The organism is Endozoicomonas sp. OPT23 (genome assembly GCF_009653635.1).
Taxonomy (GTDB): Bacteria; Pseudomonadota; Gammaproteobacteria; order Pseudomonadales; family Endozoicomonadaceae; genus Endozoicomonas_A.
Map to the genome: position 1 here is coordinate 404654 of NZ_PPFD01000007.1, position 19668 is coordinate 424321.

15 protein-coding genes are annotated in these 19668 nt (G+C 46.8%); 5 read left to right on the forward strand and 10 right to left on the reverse strand.

Annotated elements, in window-relative coordinates:
- Positions 1–109: 109 nt before the first annotated feature.
- From EOPP23_RS18650 to EOPP23_RS18665, 4 genes are all read right to left on the reverse strand, one after another.
- Positions 110–2635 carry a FimV/HubP family polar landmark protein gene (locus EOPP23_RS18650; protein ID WP_153767501.1) on the reverse strand — a complete coding sequence of 842 codons (2526 nt, stop codon included), beginning with the start codon at positions 2633–2635 and terminating at the stop codon, positions 110–112.
- A gap of 304 nt (positions 2636–2939) precedes the next feature.
- The gene (locus EOPP23_RS18655) at positions 2940–3938 is read right to left on the reverse strand and encodes an Asd/ArgC dimerization domain-containing protein (protein ID WP_153767502.1); all 999 of its coding nucleotides are present in this window, start codon (positions 3936–3938) and stop codon (positions 2940–2942) included.
- A gap of 200 nt (positions 3939–4138) precedes the next feature.
- Positions 4139–4597, reverse strand: coding sequence for a PaaI family thioesterase (locus EOPP23_RS18660; protein WP_370514822.1), 459 nt, complete (start codon positions 4595–4597; stop codon positions 4139–4141).
- Positions 4594–5037, reverse strand: coding sequence for a PaaI family thioesterase (locus EOPP23_RS18665; RefSeq protein ID WP_153767503.1), 444 nt, complete (start codon positions 5035–5037; stop codon positions 4594–4596). The genes EOPP23_RS18660 and EOPP23_RS18665 overlap by 4 nt, the downstream gene beginning before the upstream one ends.
- A 169-nt stretch (positions 5038–5206) precedes the next feature.
- Here EOPP23_RS18665 and EOPP23_RS18670 point away from each other — a divergent pair, with 169 nt between their 5' ends.
- Entirely contained in the window at positions 5207–5725 is a 519-nt protein-coding gene (locus EOPP23_RS18670; RefSeq protein WP_153767504.1) for a hypothetical protein, read from the forward strand.
- A gap of 34 nt (positions 5726–5759) precedes the next feature.
- On the opposite strand, the gene asd is transcribed toward EOPP23_RS18670, so the two are convergent.
- From asd to leuC, 4 genes are all read right to left on the reverse strand, one after another.
- Entirely contained in the window at positions 5760–6869 is a 1110-nt protein-coding gene (gene asd / locus EOPP23_RS18675) for an aspartate-semialdehyde dehydrogenase (protein WP_153767505.1), read from the reverse strand.
- Positions 6870–6880: 11 nt separating this feature from the next.
- The gene (gene leuB, locus EOPP23_RS18680; RefSeq protein WP_370514823.1) at positions 6881–7963 is read right to left on the reverse strand and encodes a 3-isopropylmalate dehydrogenase; all 1083 of its coding nucleotides are present in this window, start codon (positions 7961–7963) and stop codon (positions 6881–6883) included.
- Positions 7964–8052: 89 nt separating this feature from the next.
- Positions 8053–8700: a 3-isopropylmalate dehydratase small subunit gene (gene leuD / locus EOPP23_RS18685; RefSeq protein ID WP_153767506.1), complete on the reverse strand. Its 648-nt coding sequence runs from the start codon at positions 8698–8700 to the stop codon at positions 8053–8055.
- On the reverse strand, positions 8700–10133 hold the full coding sequence (gene leuC / locus EOPP23_RS18690; RefSeq protein ID WP_153767507.1) for a 3-isopropylmalate dehydratase large subunit: 1434 nt from the start codon (positions 10131–10133) through the stop codon (positions 8700–8702). Before leuC ends, leuD begins: the two co-directional genes overlap by 1 nt.
- 283 nt (positions 10134–10416) lie before the next feature.
- Between leuC and EOPP23_RS18695 the strand changes: the two genes are divergently transcribed.
- The gene (locus EOPP23_RS18695) at positions 10417–11286 is read left to right on the forward strand and encodes a LysR family transcriptional regulator (RefSeq protein WP_153767508.1); all 870 of its coding nucleotides are present in this window, start codon (positions 10417–10419) and stop codon (positions 11284–11286) included.
- Positions 11287–11340: 54 nt separating this feature from the next.
- Here EOPP23_RS18695 and EOPP23_RS18700 read toward each other — a convergent pair whose 3' ends face one another.
- Together EOPP23_RS18700 and EOPP23_RS18705 are read right to left on the reverse strand one after the other, a co-directional pair.
- Positions 11341–12783 carry a hypothetical protein gene (locus EOPP23_RS18700; protein ID WP_153767509.1) on the reverse strand — a complete coding sequence of 481 codons (1443 nt, stop codon included), beginning with the start codon at positions 12781–12783 and terminating at the stop codon, positions 11341–11343.
- Between the two features lie 244 nt (positions 12784–13027).
- Complete coding sequence (locus EOPP23_RS18705; RefSeq protein ID WP_153767510.1) at positions 13028–14455, reverse strand: hypothetical protein; 1428 nt, start codon at positions 14453–14455, stop codon at positions 13028–13030.
- A gap of 688 nt (positions 14456–15143) precedes the next feature.
- Here EOPP23_RS18705 and EOPP23_RS18710 point away from each other — a divergent pair.
- The 3 genes from EOPP23_RS18710 (at position 15144) to thrC (ending at position 19635) form a co-directional block, all read left to right on the forward strand.
- Complete coding sequence (locus EOPP23_RS18710; protein ID WP_153767511.1) at positions 15144–16463, forward strand: hypothetical protein; 1320 nt, start codon at positions 15144–15146, stop codon at positions 16461–16463.
- Between the two features lie 311 nt (positions 16464–16774).
- On the forward strand, positions 16775–18076 hold the full coding sequence (locus tag EOPP23_RS18715) for a homoserine dehydrogenase (protein WP_153767512.1): 1302 nt from the start codon (positions 16775–16777) through the stop codon (positions 18074–18076).
- Between the two features lie 158 nt (positions 18077–18234).
- Positions 18235–19635 carry a threonine synthase gene (gene thrC / locus EOPP23_RS18720; RefSeq protein WP_370514828.1) on the forward strand — a complete coding sequence of 467 codons (1401 nt, stop codon included), beginning with the start codon at positions 18235–18237 and terminating at the stop codon, positions 19633–19635.
- Positions 19636–19668: the final 33 nt, after the last annotated feature.

Consider the following 19668-nt stretch of genomic DNA (forward strand, 5'->3'; position numbering starts at 1 on the left):
ATATTGATATTTGAAAAGGCGAAAGACTGTATCAGGAAGGCATAAAATGACAAGCAGAAATAAAGAAGGCGACCGAGGCCGCCTTCATACCGAGTTAGCTATCAGCTAACTACTGAGCCTGATCCAGCAGGGATTGAGCTTCCTGCTTCTGTTCATCAGTGCCCGCTTCCAGAACTTCCTGAAGAATATCACGGGCGCCTTCATTATCACCCATATCGATATAGGCACGAGCCAGATCCAGCTTGGTAGCGGCTTCATCATCATCGGACAGGAAGTCCAGGTCATCATCAAGCGCCGCTTCCAGATCTGGAAGGCCGTCTTCAAAACTCAATACATCATCAGACGGTTCAGGCTTTGCCGCTGGCTTCTCATCCGAGCTGATAGCAGTTTCTGCTTCAGGTTCTTCACCCAGATCGAAGTCAAGATCCAGATCCGGCAGGTCGAAGCTATCTTCTTCTGCAGTAACCGGCTCATCAAAGTCGAGATCACCAAGATCAGGCAGTTCATCAGACTCTGTTTCCTGAGTAACAGGCGCTTCTGCTTCAGGCTGATCGTCCAAATCCAGATCGAGATCCAGATCAAGGTCGTCCAGATTATCCAGATCGAAGCTTAAGCCGTCTTCTTCCTGAGCAGGTTGCGCTGTTTCTTCAGCAGGCTCTTCACCCAGATCGAGATCATCAAGGTCAAAATCAAGACTGCCCAGATCATCGTCATCACTATCAATCGTCAGAGAATCATCAATATCGAAACTGGGCTCCGGCTCACTGGCAATAGCTGCACCAGCGGCCACTGCAGCTGTAGCCGCGCCAGCAAACATCTCAACAGGGAAACGCGCCTTGAAAGCATCCGCCTGCCTCATGGCATCGTCATCACCGAGCTGCTCAACACCCGCAAGAGCTACCTTGAAGTTGTCGATATCGTTATTTTCAGCGTGAACTTCCAGCAGTTTCAAACGCAGATCGGCTCGCTGAGGTTCTGCAGCGATCGCATTACCCAGCAGTTCCGCTGCCTGTGGGAATCGACCGTATGCGATGTAGATATCCGCTTCACTGATGGCATCATCAGTCTGCTGGACCGTTTCTTCAGCAGGCTCTTCGTCGAATTCTTCCTGCAGCAGAGTCTCTTCATCTATTTCCAGAGCTTCTTCATCCAGCTCCAGTTCTTCTTCAATCATGCCATCGTGGGAATCAACCGGCAGTTCCGGCTCTTCCAGCATGGCGGCTTCAAGCTCATCCTCTTCTTCCGCTTCCTGCTTGCGACGTCTGTAAACCAACAGAGCACCAATCAGCCCCAGTGGAATCAGAGCGGCGATAGCGAGGAATAACGGGTTAGAGAAAAGGAAGTCAATAAAGCTTGGCTGCGGTGTCGGCGCAGGCGGTGTAATGACGGGCGCAGGCTTTGGCTCAACCTTTGCGGAAACAGGCTGAACCGGTTCTGGCGTAACAGCAACATCTGTATCAGTGCCTGGCTGTTGCTGCAGAGCGGACAGCTGATCGTCTTTCAGACTGATCAGCCGCTTCAGAGTGCTGATCTGGTCGTCCAGATCTTTCAGCCGACTCTTGAGTTCTTCATTATCACGGGTCAGCTTGTCCAGCTTCTCCCGAGTCATTACCAGTTCATTCTGTAAACCAGAATCATCAGCATCAGCAGAGCCGCCACCCAGATCACGACCAGAACCGGAACTCTGCTCACTGGAAACAATGGACAGTTTGCCATCACTCTTGCCACCAGAAGCGCCCGTATCCGCAGAGGTTCTTCGGGTTGCATCCAGCTGTTCGAGTCTGGTCTGCCATTCGCGCTGCTGGCGGGCAACCTCACCGACAGCCTCCTGGAAGGAAATCTGATTGATTTCATCACGGGTTGGTGTTCTTAACACCTGACCTTTTTTCAGGCGATTAATATTGCCTTTGATAAAAGCATCAGGATTCTTGCGCTGCAAAGCGACCATGGTCTGCTGAACACTCAGATCAGAAGACGGGCGCACTGAACGGGCAATATTCCAGAGATTATCGTTAGCCTTGACCTGGTAGTTCTCTGGCTGTCCTGCCTGTACAGCACCACTCGGAGAGCTGACAGGTTGTGCAGCTTGAGATTGAACCGGTTGATAAGACTGAGGCTGAGGAGGTTGATTACCTGAACGCTGGTCAAACGGGTTAGTGCTTCTCTGCTGTGATGGCAGACCACCATTGTAGTTTGAAGCACTGGCAGGTTTTACCGGAGCCGCAGGCTGCTCGCTGAATGCCGGTGGGTCCAGCAACATAGTGTATTCACGCAACAATCGACCGCTTGGCCAGTGGACTTCCAACAGAAAGTTCAGGAATGGCTCACGGATCACCTGACTACTGGTGACATGAATAAAACCAGTGCCGTCAGTCCTTAGTACCGTTTTGAATTTCATTCCGCTAAGAATGAAGGGGCGATCCAGGCCTGCCCTCTTAAAGTCGGTAGGGGCCGCCATATTGGGAAGAATTTCGTTGCGGGTCAGCTCTCTAACCTGAAGCAGCTCAATCTCGGCATCCAGAGGTTGATTCAGCGCTGAGTTCAGGCGTACTTCACCCAGCCCCAGCGCATTGACATAACCGGAGCCCAACGCTCCTGCCATTGCCATGGCTGCTACAAGTTTTTGCAGTCTCATTATGAATCCTTGTGTTCAGCGCGTACCAGCAACCCGCCCGGTAATAAGTTCTACAGTCTGCCCCGATCAGCCTTAACAGTGACTGTCCGCTGTCGCCTTCAAATATGAAATGCCTGTCTTATATAGGTCGTCGCATTTCACAAAAAGTGTATAAACTGCTCTTTTTAATAATAAAACAGTTTTAAGCAGGTCTGTTCAGGCGCACAAAAAAGGTGACGTACGCCTGCTCTGAAGAGCGTCTGAAATTGCTGTTTTTCAGGGAGTTACCCCTATTGTCTTCAGAATTTACACTATCTCAACTAAATTAGCATTTTAAAAAGTCTTTTAGCAATATCTCTGCCACAGCAACTGCATTATTTGCGTTGGACCTCACACCATCGGCTGCCAACCAGAAGCTTAATTGATCTGCATGATGTGGATTTTGACGGATTCGACCTACCTGAATCTGGTCAGCGCCGGCTGCAGTTTCAATCGTTGGCAGCTCTTCTGGTGGCAATACTTCAACTTTATCTGCAGTAATGATCATTCTGGAAAAAGCAGCCGCTTCCACCGGCTTATCCAGATCAAGATGCACAGCCAGACTGTCACCGAAGAACACCGGTGCTGTCACGCAAGTGGCGCTGACACGCAGATCTTCACTGCCCAACCCGGCCATCAATTCTTCAGCAATCGCAGCTTCAGTGTCAGTACTGCCATTCACTTCAAGGCTTCCTACCTGAGGAATCAGGTTGAATGCAGCCCGTTGCGGGAAGAAATCACTGCTGACTGGCTTGCCACTGAGCAGGTCAATGGTCTGTTTACGCAGCTCTTCAACGGCTTTCTGACCTGCAGAAGAGACCGACATGGAAGCAACAATATTCACCGAGTCAATGCCCGCAGACTCCTGAACCGGCTTCAACAACTTCAATAACAAGCCTGCAGCACTGGACGGAATTGCAACTTCACGCAACTCAACCGCATCACCCAGCAACTCTTCATTCAAGCCAGGCAGTACCAGGCTGGCATCAGACTTGCCACCATTAATAACCATACAGCCAGCATCTCTGGCCCGGTTCAGGATTTCAGCATCAATCTTGCTGCCAGCCGGAACAAAGAACAGAGTGGCATCAGCAAAGTTAAATGTTTCAACGTTCAGAACATCAAACTCTGTCGCCTGAAACTCAATCACAGCACCCTCTTCCAGCTCCGCACTCAACGGATAGAGAACACCGGTTTCAATGACACTTTCTTCCAGACTTCTCAGCAGATTTTCACCCGCCAGAGAAGCAGCATCCAATACGGCAATATCACAGGTTTGAAACATAGGAGATCCGATCTTTGACAGCCCTGACAGTAAACGTCAGAACAGAAATGAACTTAATCGGCGAAATGTAGCAGGAACAGCGGGGAAAATAAAAGGGGAATACTTTTATATCACCTGAAAGCACTGAACTCAGTAGAGGGAGAAAGTACTCTACAGCGACTTCCTTCCTTCACTGAGCAGGCATTTATTTAGAAAACAGATCAATCACTCTCAAGACGAAAATGAACCCTGGCCATGGCTACCGGCGTATCCCGCTTACTCTGCCAAGCCGTGATCATGACATTGGCAATTCTACTTCCCTGACGCACCACACGACACTCGGCATAGGTATCCTTAATCTTGGCACTGCGTAGATAATCCAGAGAAAAATCGATAACTTTGGGTACCTTGGGCTCATCCATAAACAGCATCAGATGCATGGCGGCGGACATTTCCATAAACCCACCAATGACACCACCATGAACGGCTGGTAAAACCGGGTTACCAATATTTTCATCATTGGCCGGCAGAATGAACAGCGCATCGTCCCCTAATGACTGGCATTTCATACCTATTTTACGGGCGTAGGGAATCAGCTCGGTCAGTTGACTGTAGTCTTTGGTTGATCTGGCTTCCAACAGGGAGTTTTTAAATTTCGGCAATATTTTCGTCACAGTCACAACCCCATCTCTTTTGCCAGATCACTCAGCTTTTTGCCCATTCTCATAAAAGTACCCACCCCATGAGCAAAAGGTTTATCCCTGTCACTCTGGTAGCAGATACCACGAGTAAAGATAATCGACTGAGTCACCTGATAAGCTTCTGCTGCACACCTGACTGGCTCGAAGGGATCAGGCAGCCCCAGATAGTCCAGCCGAAGATCCAGAGTCGGGCAGGTTTCAAACCCTTCAACAGACATACAGGCCGCCATACCACAAGTGGAGTCCATCAAGGTTGTAATAGAGCCTGAATGAATAATACCACTGCCAGGGTTGGCCTCGAGGTCTTCAGAAAAGGGCATGTTAACGATAACACTGCCACTTTCAACTTCCTCAACATACATGCCCAATATACGACAGTGCGGTATCGCCCCGAGAAACAGCGAGGCGGCTGATTTCATTTGTTCGTCAGAGATCATTGTCATACAGCTTATTGTTATTAATGAGTAGAACTATAACTGGTTTCAAACATTTGTTTAAATAATTTTCAGTAAGACAAGTCCAATCAGGAACTCCCAGGCAAATACGGCATCCAATAGTCTCAGGAATAGAATTATTAAGGACTTTTCTATGAATCCCAGCCGCACTTTGCTTCACACTCTTCTACCAGCTATTGCCCTGGCAATATCTCTGGCAGCAGCATCTGATGAAGAGATACAAGACATACCGTTAGCTGTATCACCAAAATCTCTCGAAATACTACTTAATGAAGGCAACCACCTTTCATTTATTGGGGAACTGGAACTATTGGTTGTGCTTGAAACACTTGGTTTAGATGTCTACGACACAGATAAAAAAGAGGAAGGTGAAATACTGTTCTTCGCTATCGAACAAAAGAAAATGGAAGCCGTTCATTTACTGATGCAAGATTATATAGATGAACACCCGAACAGAGACCTTACCCGTCTTCGCTCAAGAGAAGGAAGAAACCTGACTGAAGCTCTCACAACCTACGCATCCAATGAGATCAAAACAGCCATGCTGCTCAAGCACTATCGGTTGATTGAATCGCCAGAAGATATAAAGGACAAATCGAGCATTGCCTATATGATTCTGAGCAACGATAAGGATTTTGCTAAAAAGCAATGAGGGCAGCAAAGCCACCCTCAGAAAGCTTTAAAACTTAAACCAGAATGGTCAACATACGACGCAGAGGTTCAGCAGCACCCCAAAGCAACTGGTCTCCGACAGTAAAGGCAGAGATATACTCAGGCCCCATGCTCAGCTTGCGAACACGACCTACAGGTACGGTCAGTTTGCCGGTCACTGCCGCAGGTGTCAGATCATTCATGCTGGCATCACGATCGTTAGCAACAAACTGAGTCCAGTCACTGGAGCTACCAATGATACGTTCGATCTCTGCCAGAGGAATGTCTTTCTTCAGTTTGATGGTCAGCGCCTGACTGTGACAGCGCATGGCACCAACACGAACACAGACACCATCAACTGGCACTACATCGTCGCCTGACAGACCAAGAATCTTGTTGGACTCAACTTCAGCCTTCCACTCTTCACGACTCTGGCCGTTTTCCAGTTGGCTGTCGATGTAAGGAATCAGACTGCCTGCCAGCGGTACGCCAAACTCGCTTTGTGGCAGATCAGAGCTGCGCAGCAGATCAGACGTCTTACGATCAATATTCAGAATGGCACTGGCCGGATCAGCCAGTTCTTCGGCAACATTGTCACGAATCACACCCATCTGGGTGATCAGTTCACGCATGTTACGTGCACCGGAACCGGAGGCTGCCTGATAGGTCATGGCACTGACCCATTCCACCAGCCCTTCACGATACAGGCCACCAATCGCCATCAACATCAGACTGACGGTACAGTTACCACCGATAAAGTTTTTGGTTCCGTTGGCTATAGCCTGGTCAATCACTTCACGATTGACCGGATCCAGAACAATCACACTGTCGTCATTCATTCGCAGTGAAGACGCTGCATCCACCCAGTAGCCGTTCCAGCCACTTTCACGCAGAGGACCAATGACTTTCTTGGTGTAATCGCCACCCTGACAGGAAATAACGATGTCCATCTCTGCCAGTGATTCGACAGAAAAAGCATCCTGCAAAGGATTAACCGGTCTGCCAACATCAGGACCCGGCTGACCATGCTGTGAGGTAGTGAAGAACACCGGATCAATGCCAGCAAAATCGTTCTCTTCACGCATTCTTTCCATCAGCACAGAACCCACCATTCCGCGCCAACCGACAAAACCTACTTTTTTCATCTTACCTTTCCTTATGCCTGAAGACTTCTTACTACGGCATCACCCATGTCAGACGTATTGACTAATGTGCAACCTTCGGACGCAATATCGCCGGTTCGCAACCCCTGATCCAGCACATCACTGACCGCCTTTTCGATAGCATCCGCCGCTTCAATTTCAGCCAGAGAGTAACGCAGCAACATAGCCAGAGAGAGAATCTGTGCCAGCGGATTTGCTTTACCTTCGCCGGCAATATCCGGTGCAGAACCGTGGACCGGCTCATACATACCCTGATTTGCTTCGTTCAAAGACGCCGATGGCAGCATACCAATGGAACCAGTCAGCATCGCCGCGCAGTCACTGAGAATGTCTCCGAACATATTACCGGTCACAAGTACGTCGAACTGCTTTGGCGCACGAACCAGCTGCATGGCTGCGTTATCTACATACATATGACTGAGTTCAACATCGGAGTAATCCTTCGCACCCATTTCAGTAACCAGCTCACGCCAGAGAGCCGTTACTTCCAAAACGTTGGATTTATCAACAGACGTCAGTTGACCACCACGTTTCTGAGCGGCTTCAAAAGCCACCTTAGCAATACGCTTGATTTCAGATTCACGGTAAACGTAGGAGTTGTAACCTTCACGCTCACCATTTTCCAGCGTACGAACGCCTCGCGGCTCACCGAAATAGATGCCTCCAGTCAGCTCACGAACAATCAGTATATCCAGACCGGCCACCAGCTCATGCTTCAGACTGGAAGCTTCAGCCAGCTGAGGAAACAGCATGGCGGGACGCAGATTAGCGAACAGTCCCATTTCCGAGCGCAGTTTTAACAGGCCACGTTCTGGACGGTTCATCATTGGCTGGTCGTCCCACTTAGGACCACCCACAGCTCCAAATAAAATACCATCAGATTTCCTGGCAACGGCCAGCACTTCATCGGTCAGAGGCACGCCATGGGCATCAAGGGAAGCTCCACCCACCAGACCTTCACTGATTTCAATATCGAGATTGAACTTCTGTTTGATAACATCCAGAACCTTCAGTGCTTCAGTAATAATCTCAGGACCGATACCGTCGCCTGGCAGGCATAAAATCTGTTTGCTCACTTCCCTTTACCTCTGTTTATTTAAGTGTACGGACACTTGTAATCGAATATTTAATCGTCATGCGTCCGTGTACTTAGTCTTTTATTTTTTTACTGAACCGCACCAAACAGCCATGGGCTGCTGGCTTTATGGCCTTTTTCAAACTCTTTGATCGCATCTGCGTTCTGCAGTGTCAGACCAATATCGTCCAGACCATTAACCAGACAGTGACGTCTGAAATCATCAATAGAGAACTTCAGCTCTTTACCTGATGGCGAAGTAATCACTTCTTTTTCGAGGTCAACGGTCAGCTGATAACCCTGCTCAGTTTCAACTTCGTTAAACAGCTGATCCACTTCTGCTTCAGACAGAGTGATGGGCAAAATACCGTTCTTGAAACAGTTGTTGTAGAAAATATCTGCAAAGCTTGGCGCAACCACACAACGAAAGCCAAAATCGTCCAATGCCCAGGGAGCGTGTTCTCGACTGGAACCACAACCAAAATTCTGTCGAGCCAGTAATACGGAAGCGCCTTTATAACGAGCCTGATTCAATACAAACTCTTTATTCAGGGGACGGTTTGAACAGTCCTGACCTGGCTGTCCTTCGTCCAGATAGCGCAGTTCATCAAACAGGTTCGGGCCAAAGCCACTGCGTTTGATGGATTTCAGAAACTGCTTGGGAATGATCATGTCGGTGTCGACATTGGCACGATCCAATGGAGCGACCAAACCGGTATGTACAGTAAATGCTCTCATTATTGCGCTCCTGCCATCATTTCCCGAACATCAACAAAGTGGCCTTTCACCGCTGCAGCGGCTGCCATCGCCGGACTCACCAGATGAGTTCGACCACCAAAGCCCTGACGACCTTCAAAGTTACGGTTTGAAGTGGAAGCACAGTGTTCGCCATTACCCAGCTTGTCAGCGTTCATCGCCAGACACATGGAGCAACCTGGTTCACGCCATTGCAGGCCTGCAGCAATAAATATGTCGTGCAGACCCTCTGCTTCTGCCTGCTCTTTCACCAAGCCGGAACCGGGAACCACCAGCGCTTCTTTAACAGAGTCAGCGACCTTGCGACCTTTAACGACAGATGCCGCTTCACGCAGGTCTTCAATACGGGAGTTGGTGCAGGAACCGATAAAGACACGATCCACAGGAATATCGGTAATCGGTTGACCGCCATTCAACCCCATATATTCCAGCGCGCGGGCATAACCTTCCTGCTGGGTTTCATCAACACCATCGGCAGGTGTTGGCACATGAGCGTCTATCGGCAAGACCATTTCCGGAGAAGTACCCCATGTTACTTGCGGCTTGATCTCTTCACCGTTCAGCACAACCACTTCATCAAATACGGCATCATCGTCGGAATGCAGGTCAGACCATGCGGCTACAGCCTTCTCCCAGAGATCAGCCTGAGGCGCAAAAGGACGACCTTTTACGTAATCAAGAGTGGTCTGATCGACCGCTACCATGCCAGCACGGGCACCGGCTTCAATGGCCATATTGCAGACCGTCATGCGGCCTTCCATGGTCATATCACGGAACACCTGACCACCAAATTCAAGCGCACAGCCGTTACCGCCAGCGGTGCCAATCTTGCCGATAATGGCAAGTACAACGTCTTTAGGTGTTACGCCAAGACCCAGCTTGCCATCAACACGCACCAGCAGGTTTTTCATTTTCTTGGCAACCAGACACTGGGTCGCCATCACATGCTCAACTTCTGACGTGCCAATACCGTGCGCCAGTGCGCCAAAAGCACCATGGGTAGATGTGTGAGAATCACCACATACAACCGTCATACCCGGTAGGGTTGCGCCCTGCTCCGGACCAACGACGTGTACAATACCCTGTCGCTTGTCCTGCATATCAAACTGAACAATGCCGAAGTCATTGCAGTTATCATCCAGTGTTTTTACCTGAATCTTTGAGATGGGATCTTCAATACCTTCAATGCCTGACTCACGTTCATTACTGGTGGTCGGTACATTGTGGTCTGGTGTCGCGAGATTGGCATCGATACGCCATGGCTGTCGCCCAGCCAGTCGCAGGCCTTCAAAAGCCTGTGGGGAAGTCACTTCATGGAGTAGCTGACGGTCGATATAGATCAATGCTGAACCGTCATCACGCTGTTGAACAAGGTGGTTATCCCACAACTTGTCGTAAAGAGTCTTGCCTGCCATTCCGTTAATCCCTCATCAACTGCGGCGTCTTTCAAAGCACCTGCTCAAGGCTGCTATTGAAAGTTTTTGCTCAGGGCTGTGATCAGCCTCTGGCTATTTTTTATTCTTTCTCGAGAGTCATTCAGAGGCTCTATCTCAAACCTTTCAGTGCTCTTCTGATTGCTCTACTGTCTATATGCTGCATCCTAGCGCTGAACATCGAATTACTCAAATTCATCTTTTTTATGCTATTAATAACAATTAGGAATACATTCTCTCAATTATTGTTCGAGCTCCCTGATTTATGGACATTCCCAGCCTCAATGCGTTTCTGGCCGTTGCTGAAACCGGCTCCTTTTCTCTGGCCGCAGAACGGCTGCATCTAACTCAGCCTGCTGTCAGCAAACGCATAGCCACTCTGGAGTCACAACTGGACAGCCAGCTGTTCGACCGTATTGGCCGACAGGTCAGTCTCAGTGAGCCGGGCAGAATCCTGTTACCCAAAGCCAGAGAAATGTTGTCCTTAATGAAGGATACACGACAAGAAATTAACAACTTAAGGACACAGGTCAAAGGTTCGCTCTCTATGGCCACCAGCCACCATATTGGTTTGCGAAAACTGCCGACGATTCTGAAAGAGTATTCACGACGTTATCCACAGGTTCGACTGGATATTCACTTTGTCGATTCCGAAGCCGCTTACGAAATGATTCATCATGGTGAGATTGAACTGGGAGTTATTACTCTTTCACCAGAAGAAAGAGAGAAGTTTAATGCTGAGCTGATCTGGGAGGACCCCCTGGTATTTATGGCAGCTAACGATCACCCGCTTGCTGGCAAAAAGTCCATCACGACAAAACAGCTGAGCAAGCATCAGGCAATATTGCCAGGCTCCAACACCTTCACTTACACACTGGTTAAGGAACTTTTTGAACAGGAAGGCTTGGAACTGCATACCGCCATGTCGTCGAACTATCTGGAGACTATACGAATGCTGGCATCCATCGGATTAGCCTGGACCATTCTGCCAAAATCTATGCTGGGAGATGATCTTGTGGAGCTTGATACTCTTTGCCGCCCACCGGTTCGTATGTTGGGTCACATTACTCACCGGGAGCGGACGCTTTCCAATGCCGCCAAAGCTTTTCTTGAGCTGCTGACGGAACCTCAATAGTGGCTAGCACTGTTGCACCGTTGCAGCCATATGAATATTAACTCTGATCGTATTTTATTGTTCATCCGGTACGAATAAATTTGGGAACTTACTTGCCTCCGCTTTTAGTCCATACTTTATGGTCACCTGCCTATATATATTTTCCAGAACATCTCTTGATAAGGCTTGATGCCCAGAGTCAACAAGGCTTTGACTCACTTCTTCAACCCATTGAGCTGCGCAAGCAATGTGCAGTATCGATACACTGCTACCCCGCTCACTGGCTGTTTTTTCCTGAAGCGCGTTTACTGCATATGATGTCGATAAGACTAATTCCCCTACTTCTGTTTTTGCCATATCAACAGCAGAGTGGTTTTCCAACGAGGATGCTACAAACAAAGTCAGCGCATCACTGAATTTTTTTTCTTCACTAAAGGTTGGTAAGACATAGCGCTCATGTTTCGCGTACCTGACACTGCTGAATACGCTATCCAGCATTTTTTTATTTCCCTCTGGATCATTGAAGGCTAGAGCACTGAACCCTCCCTTTCCTCTGAGACAGCATTCAAATTCACCCGTTATTTTATTCTCAAGCCGGCAGGAACCAATTTTTATACTTGCAGTGAACACATCGTTTAACAACAGAGCTCCAGTAGAATAGTTCTCCTCTCCTATAGGGTTAATAGCTGTACTTCCCAGGCGCAGAACAAAAACAGGGTAAGGTCTGGTATGGATATAGAACTCGAGAGGTGGGTTACCGAACGTAGGAATAAATACAAGCTGCTGTTCAAGAGCCAAATGCAGATTCCAAAGCTCATACGGTAAACGCTCATACCAGTAACTCAGCTCTTCTGATGTAGAAGGATCCAGGTTGATATCCAGAATTTCAGATAGAGCAAAGCTGTCAAAATAGTAGATTGCAGTCAGGTTCGGAGCATAGTGTACCCTATTGACTTCAAGATATGGCTTGGGAGAAAAGTGTTCTTCCCTGCGCGAAGTCACTTTCATTTTTTTCAATGAACTTTCAGCAATCCCTTCTCGTGAAGGGATTTCAAGCAATCGATTATAAATATAATCTCTGGCAATATTCGCTTTAACCAAAAGCTCAATGGTCGCTCTATAAGGGAAGCCTCTCTCTCTTTGCTCCAGCAGCCGTTTTTCTACTGCTGACAAAACAGTTTGTTCTTCATAATTAATATTACTGTAGCCGGACATTTTCTTCACAATATCCAGCATATTTGACACTACAGCTTCCAGCTCCGGCATGGAAAACTGCTCACCCTCATTTTTTCGCCGTTCCACAAGATCTTTAGATAGCTGATACCCTTCTCTTGTTTCCAGAGTCTTGATACTTTTTTCCTGATACCAACAACCAGGATTACTGAGATCACCGGATAGAGGATGTGAGTCAGAACACGCTTCTGAAAACATTTCTGAAAACACTGTTGTGCTGAAAGAAAATAGTAAAAGAACAAAAGAAATTGTTATTTTAATTTTCAATATCGAGTATTTTTTCATATTTATTAATACCATCTTATGTAATGCCGTCTGAATAAGACTGATGGTACAGATCAAAATTCAAACTATTGTAAAGCAGTCCAATTGCACGTTGAATCACTGTCAAACCTGACAGTGATTCATAATCGTTTTTGTTGTTTTTAAATTCATTCGAAAGCCCGCTCTCAGGCAATCCAACAGACTTTCAGTAGTGACTAACGTCCTTGTTCAGTTGCAACATATGAGCATATAACCTGAAGATGCTTTATTGATCATCAGGTGTAAATAAACTCGGAAAATTACCTGCTGCCGTTTTTAATCCGAACTTTATGGTCACCCGTCTATATATATCTTCCAGAACATCTCCTGGTAAAGCTTGATACCCGGAATCAACGAGGCTCTTACTCACCTCTTCAACCCATTGAGCTGCGCAAGCAATATACAATCTCGATACAATGCCCCCCCGCTCACTGACTGTTTCTTTCTGGGGTGAGTTCACTGCATCGAATGCCGACAAGACTACCTCTCCGACTCCTGCTTGTGTCATATCGACAGCAGATTGTTTATCCAACGAGGATGATACAAACAAAGTCAGCGCATCACTGAATATTTTTTCTTCATTAAAGGCAGGTGGAACGTATTGCTCATTTTTCGCGTACCTGACACTGCTGAAAATGCTATCGAGTATGATTTTATTTCTCTCTGGATCACTGAACGTTAAAATACGCGACTTATTTTTCCCGTGACAATATACAAGTTCACCCGTCATTTTAATCTCGAGCCGACAGGATCCAGTTTTTATACTTGCAGAGTAAACATCGAGTAATAACAGAGCGCCTGTAGAATAGTTATGCTTTCCAATAGAATTTATAACTGAATGCCCCAGGCGAAGAGGAAAAACAGGGTAGAGTGCTGCATGAATATAGAACTCAGGAGGGGGGTTATCGAATGTAGGGATAAATACAATCTGCTGCTCAAGTGCTAGATGCAGATTCCAAAGTTCATACGGAAGACGTTCATACCAGCGGCTCGACTCTTCTACCGTAGAAGGATTCAGGTTGATATCCATAATTTCAGATACAGTGAAGCTGTCAAAATAGTAGATTGCAGTCAAGTTTGGAGCATACTGCACGCCATTAACTTCAAGATATTGCTTTGGAGAAAAGTGCTCTTCCAAGCGTAAGGTCACTTTCATTCTTTTCAATGAACCGTCAATGATTCCTTTTCGTGAGGGGATTTCAAGCAATCGATTGTAAATATAATCTCTAACAATATTCGCTTTAACCAAAAGTTCAACGGTCGCTCTGTAAGGGAAACCTCTCTCTTTTTGCTCCAGCAGTCGTTTTTCCACTGTTGACAAGACAGACTGTTCTTCATTGTTAATATGACTGTAGAGGGACATTTTCTTAACAATATTCAACATATTTGACACAACAGCCTCCAGCTCCGGCATGGAAAACTGTTCACCCTCGCTTTTTCGCCGCTCCACAAGGTTTTCAGATATTTGATACCCTTCTCTTGTTTCCAAAAGCTTGATACTTTTTTCCTGGTGCCAACAATCAGGTTTATCAAAATCATCGGATAGAAGACGTGAGTCAGAACACTCTTCTGCAAACACTGATGTGCTGAAGAGAAATAATGAAAGAACGAATGAAGTTATTATTTTAATTTTCAATAGCGATTGTTTATTCATATTTATTAATACCACCTTGTATGGCAATGTCTGAATAAGACTGAAGGTACGGATCAAAGTTCAGATTGCTGAAAAACAGTTCAACTGCAAACCGGAAAACAGTCATACCTGACAATGATTCATGCTTGATCCTGACGTTTAGAGTCGTACGAAAGCTCATCTTCAAAGATTTCAGAGTTATCTTTGAACCAGAAGGCAATAATTATTTTTCTAAAATACATCGATACAACTTTAATTGTTAAATATAAACCTCAATTCAGATTAGCAACATGAGAGCCTTAACTACTCTAGACTGCACTAACATGATGCGCTAATTGGATGTTGAGCAATCTGGCTATTTTAAACATCTTCCTGTTCTGAGCCTCCCTCTGAGTTTTATTTGCACTGAAGGCCGATTGAATGGAACAGGAAAAAGCGAACAAGAGTCACATGATAAGACAGGGCGAAAGAATAAGAAAAATGATGCCAATAATTTAAAGAACTTACCAAATACTATATACGGTTCAGAAACCATTGAACTCTATAACAGCCCGCTGAAGACTTTCTTGCTGCAAACCCCTCATTTTTCCTTAAAGTTTTTCTTACCATTAGTAAACACCCTGCTATCTCAAAGGTTCAGAGCACAGTCGGAGTTCTCCCTTTTCAATGATCTACACTTAAAATTCGACGCCTTGACTTACACATATTTATGCCAAAACTTACGATTGGAACAACACCTCATCAATCAGGACCTTCTGTAGATAATCAACCGTTGACGGAAAAGGCATCAACTGCCAAGTATCATGGAGGCCACAAAATTGAGCGGTGTGATTTACCAAAGCAAATCCCTACTGAAGAAGCAACAAAGACGTATCTACAGTCATTCAAACACGCTCGGGCTATTACATCGATTCCAGCAGATACGAGCTCACGGCATATTCCCCCTCATCCAAAACAGACAGTACCTCGATCAGAAGCTCGACTGGAGATGTACATCTATGACGGACATGCATCCTTTGAACTAACCAAAACAGACAACTCTCGCATAACGGCTGGTTTCTACCCTGCCTCTACTACATCATTAGTAACCGGCGAAGGTCGCATTGAAAAAGAATCTTACCGGGCTGAAGCTGAAGATGGCGGCTGGCCGCTTGTCAGAATATCACTTACCAATGAACAAGCTGATAATGCTCATGAGAAATTCAGTCAATATTTAGATTGGTGTACAACAGGAGACGAACGTTGCTACTACAACCCGATCACCCATAATTGTGTGGATTTTGTTCAGGATATCTATCAGTCGGCAGAACAGGGTGGCCACTGGCTCAGCCACTTCAATAATGACCAAATGACAAAATATGGAGGAATCGCAAACGGCTTTATAGCCATGACCAATAAACCCTACGAGCTCGATGACACGGTGAGCGATCGGATGCAATCCTGGACCAGGAACCGTACACAAGGCCTATTACAGGATCCTCATACTGAAATCAGCAGTAACATTATGTTGGTCGGAGTTCTTATCGGTGCTGCTGGCGGTTTATACTCTGGGTGTAAGTCCCTGATGACTTATGCGGGTAAAACTATTGCCAGCTATACACATCAGCAGCACCCAGAATTCAGCTCAGAAGAAATGCATGAATTTATCGAAAAAGGAATGCTTGGTTTAAAAAAGGTCAGCCGTTCAATTGAATATTTGCTCGACTATTCAGGAGATGAAACATGCTACCTGGAATTAAGAAATCAAGTAATAGGCATCAGTGTAAATCTGGATGAACAACTGGGTGAACTGGAACAAAGTATTAAACTTTCCAGTACATCGAAAAGCTCCACACTCAAAATGGAGGAGATTATAAAAAAAATTGACTATCTATCAGAAAAGTACCTCCGGTTAAGTGAAACAATAGAAAAAAGACCTGCCGAAATTATTGGCAAAGAAATCAGAGGAAGTCTGGAAAAGACAAGAGCTGCGTTGAATACTGTACTGGATCATCTCTCCTGTTATAGGCAACTGACCCATTTGCCATAACATCACACATTGCTCCTTACATCATGTAATACTTGGTTAGTTGAACGAGCACAAAAAATGTCCCGGGAATCACCTACCTGACAAAATATCCTGCAAATACTGGCTTCATTGTTCTACGTACGTATTTATGGCTATAATCCGCATCACAGCACCCACCAGCCATGGGCGCATGAAGCTTCAACCTGATATTTCAGGTTGATAAACCTTCAAAGCGTTATGGGTAAAACAAGTAACAATAATTCAGAAGCGCTCACTGCTTCAGTGACGCCAAAACCAATCAACGGGCTTAGAAGCTCCCGGGGGATAACAGCTTGAAACCGGTCAAAGTAGGAATATGTGGCCTGGGTACCGTCGGCAGCGGTACATTCAACGTACTGACTCGCAATGCAGAAAGTATTGCTGCTCGCACCGGACGCCCGATTATTATTGAACATATTGGTGCCCGCAGAGACAACCCTGCCTGCAACACTGGTAGCACAAAAGTATCTCGCGATATTTTTGATGTAGCCCGTGATCCTGAAGTCGATATTCTGGTCGAAACCATTGGTGGCTACGACGTTGCCAAAGAGCTGATCCTTACCGCTATCGAAAATGGCAAGCATATTGTAACTGCTAACAAGGCTTTGATTGCCGAGCACGGTAACGAGATTTTTCAGGCCGCTCACGATAAAAATGTAATTGTCGCCTATGAAGCGGCTGTTGCCGGTGGTATTCCGGTAATCAAGTGTCTGCGTGAAGGTTTGTCTGGTAACAGCGTGAACTGGCTGGCTGGCATTATAAACGGTACTGGCAACTTTATTCTGACCGAAATGGGCGATAAGAATCGTCCATTCGAAGACGTTCTGAAAGAAGCTCAGGAACTGGGTTACGCGGAAGCGGACCCAACCTTTGACGTTGAAGGCATCGATGCCTGCCATAAGCTGACCATTATGGCGTCCATTGCCTTTGGTATTCCCCTGCAGTTCAACAAGGCTTATACCGAGGGCATCAGCAAGGTAACCCCTGCCGATATTCAATACGCCGAGGAACTGGGCTATCGCATCAAACACCTGGGTATTGCCCGTCAGGCAGACAACGGCGTTGAACTGCGTGTGCACCCAACCCTGATTCCTGCAAGTCGGCCAATGGCCAATATCAATGGCGTACTGAATGCAGTTGTTATCAATGCCGATGCCGTGGGCGAAACCATGCAGGTGGGTCCAGGTGCCGGTGCGGAACCAACCGCGTCTTCTGTGATTGCAGATATTGTTGATATTGCCAGAGCAATCAATGCTCCAGCTACAGCACCTCAACCTTTGGGCTTTGGTTCTTCGAGCCTGAAAGATACGCAGGTTCTGTCTATTGACGAGACTCACTCTCCCGTTTACCTGCGTATTCATGCAGACGACCATCCCGGCGTAATGAATGCCATTACCCGCATTCTGTCTGATAAAGGCATTAATATTGATGCTATGACTCAGAAAGCGGCTCGTGAAAGCGATGGTTTTGCTGACATCGTTATTCTGACCCAGAGCACTCAGGAAGCCGTGGTTAATCAGGCTCTGACCGCTATTGAAAGTCTCGATGATGTACAGACACCGGTTACCCGCATTCGCGTCGAGACTATGGCTTAGTAAAAGCTATGCCTTAGTAAATGCGATGTCTTAGTAAAAGCTCTGGCTTAATCGAGGCTATGGGTTAATCGAGAGAATGGCCTAAGGCCAACCGCTATTTTTGAAGGCCTGAACAGGCCTTCAAACCTGATTTTCAGCTGTTATTAATGGATAGACTCGTGAAATACATCAGTACCCGTGGACAGGGTGGCGAGAAAGGTTTTAAGGATGTTCTGCTGGCCGGTCTGGCAGAAGATGGCGGCCTTTATGTACCTAAAGAATTGCCACAGTTCAGCGCCGAAAAAATCTCATCACTGCGCAGCCTTCCCTACAACGAGCTGGCTTTTGAAGTCATCAAACCATTTGTGAATGGCGAAATAGAAGACAGTATTCTTAAAGGCTTGATTGACGACAGTTATGCGTCTTTCGCACACACAGCCGTCGCTCCGATGACACAGATTGGCCACAACGAATGGATTATGGAACTGTTCCATGGCCCAACTCTTGCCTTTAAAGATTTTGCCCTGCAATTGCTGGGACGACTGCTGAACCATGTTCTGACCGAACGCGGTGAGCGAGCCATTGTATTAGGAGCGACTTCCGGCGATACCGGCTCTGCCGCTATTGAAGGTTGCCGTCACAGTGATGCGCTGGATATCTTTATTCTGCACCCTTACCAGCGGGTATCAGAAGTACAGCGTCGCCAGATGACCAGCGTGCTGGACGACAACGTCAACAACATTGCCATTCATGGCAACTTTGATGACTGTCAGTCTATGGTGAAAGAGTCTTTTGCTGACCAATCCTTCCTGCCGGAAAATACTCGTCTGGTCGCTGTAAACTCCATCAACTGGGCTCGCATCATGGCTCAGGTGGTTTACTACTTCCACGCAGCCCTTCAAGTGGGTGCACCTGATCGTGAAGTGGCTTTCTCGGTACCTACCGGTAACTTCGGTGATATCTTCGCCGGTTATATTGCCAAAGGTATGGGTCTGCCAGTGGGCAAACTGGTGGTAGCCACTAACACTAACGATATTCTGCATCGTTTCTTTAAGGACAATGACTATCGTAAGCAAGAGCTGAAGCACACGCTGTCACCGAGCATGGACATCATGGTTTCCAGCAACTTTGAGCGTCTGCTGTTTGATATGCAGAACCGTGACGGAGCGGCACTGGCCAGCCTGATGGACAGCTTCCAGCAAACAGGAACTCTGTCAGTCAGTGATTCTGCATGGGACGATATTAAAGTACTGTTCAACAGCAGTCGTACAGACAACGAAAGCACCTGTAGCGCCATCAAAGAGTTGTTCGACAGAACGGGATATCTGGCCGACCCTCACACTATTACCGGTGTTCGTGCTCTGGCTGAAGTGGATATTCCTGAAGAGATGCCAAAGGTTGTACTCTCTACAGCACATCCGGTGAAATTTGGTGAAGCCATTGAGAAAGCAGGCCTGGAAACACCGGCCCTGCCTCACCATATGGCAGATCTGATGGAACGTGAAGAGCGTTACTCAGTGCTTGAGAATGACCTGAAGAAGCTGCATGGCTTTATTCAGGAACACTCAAAGCACAGTTAATCTGATCAGGTATGAATAACCCGGAACAGGCGT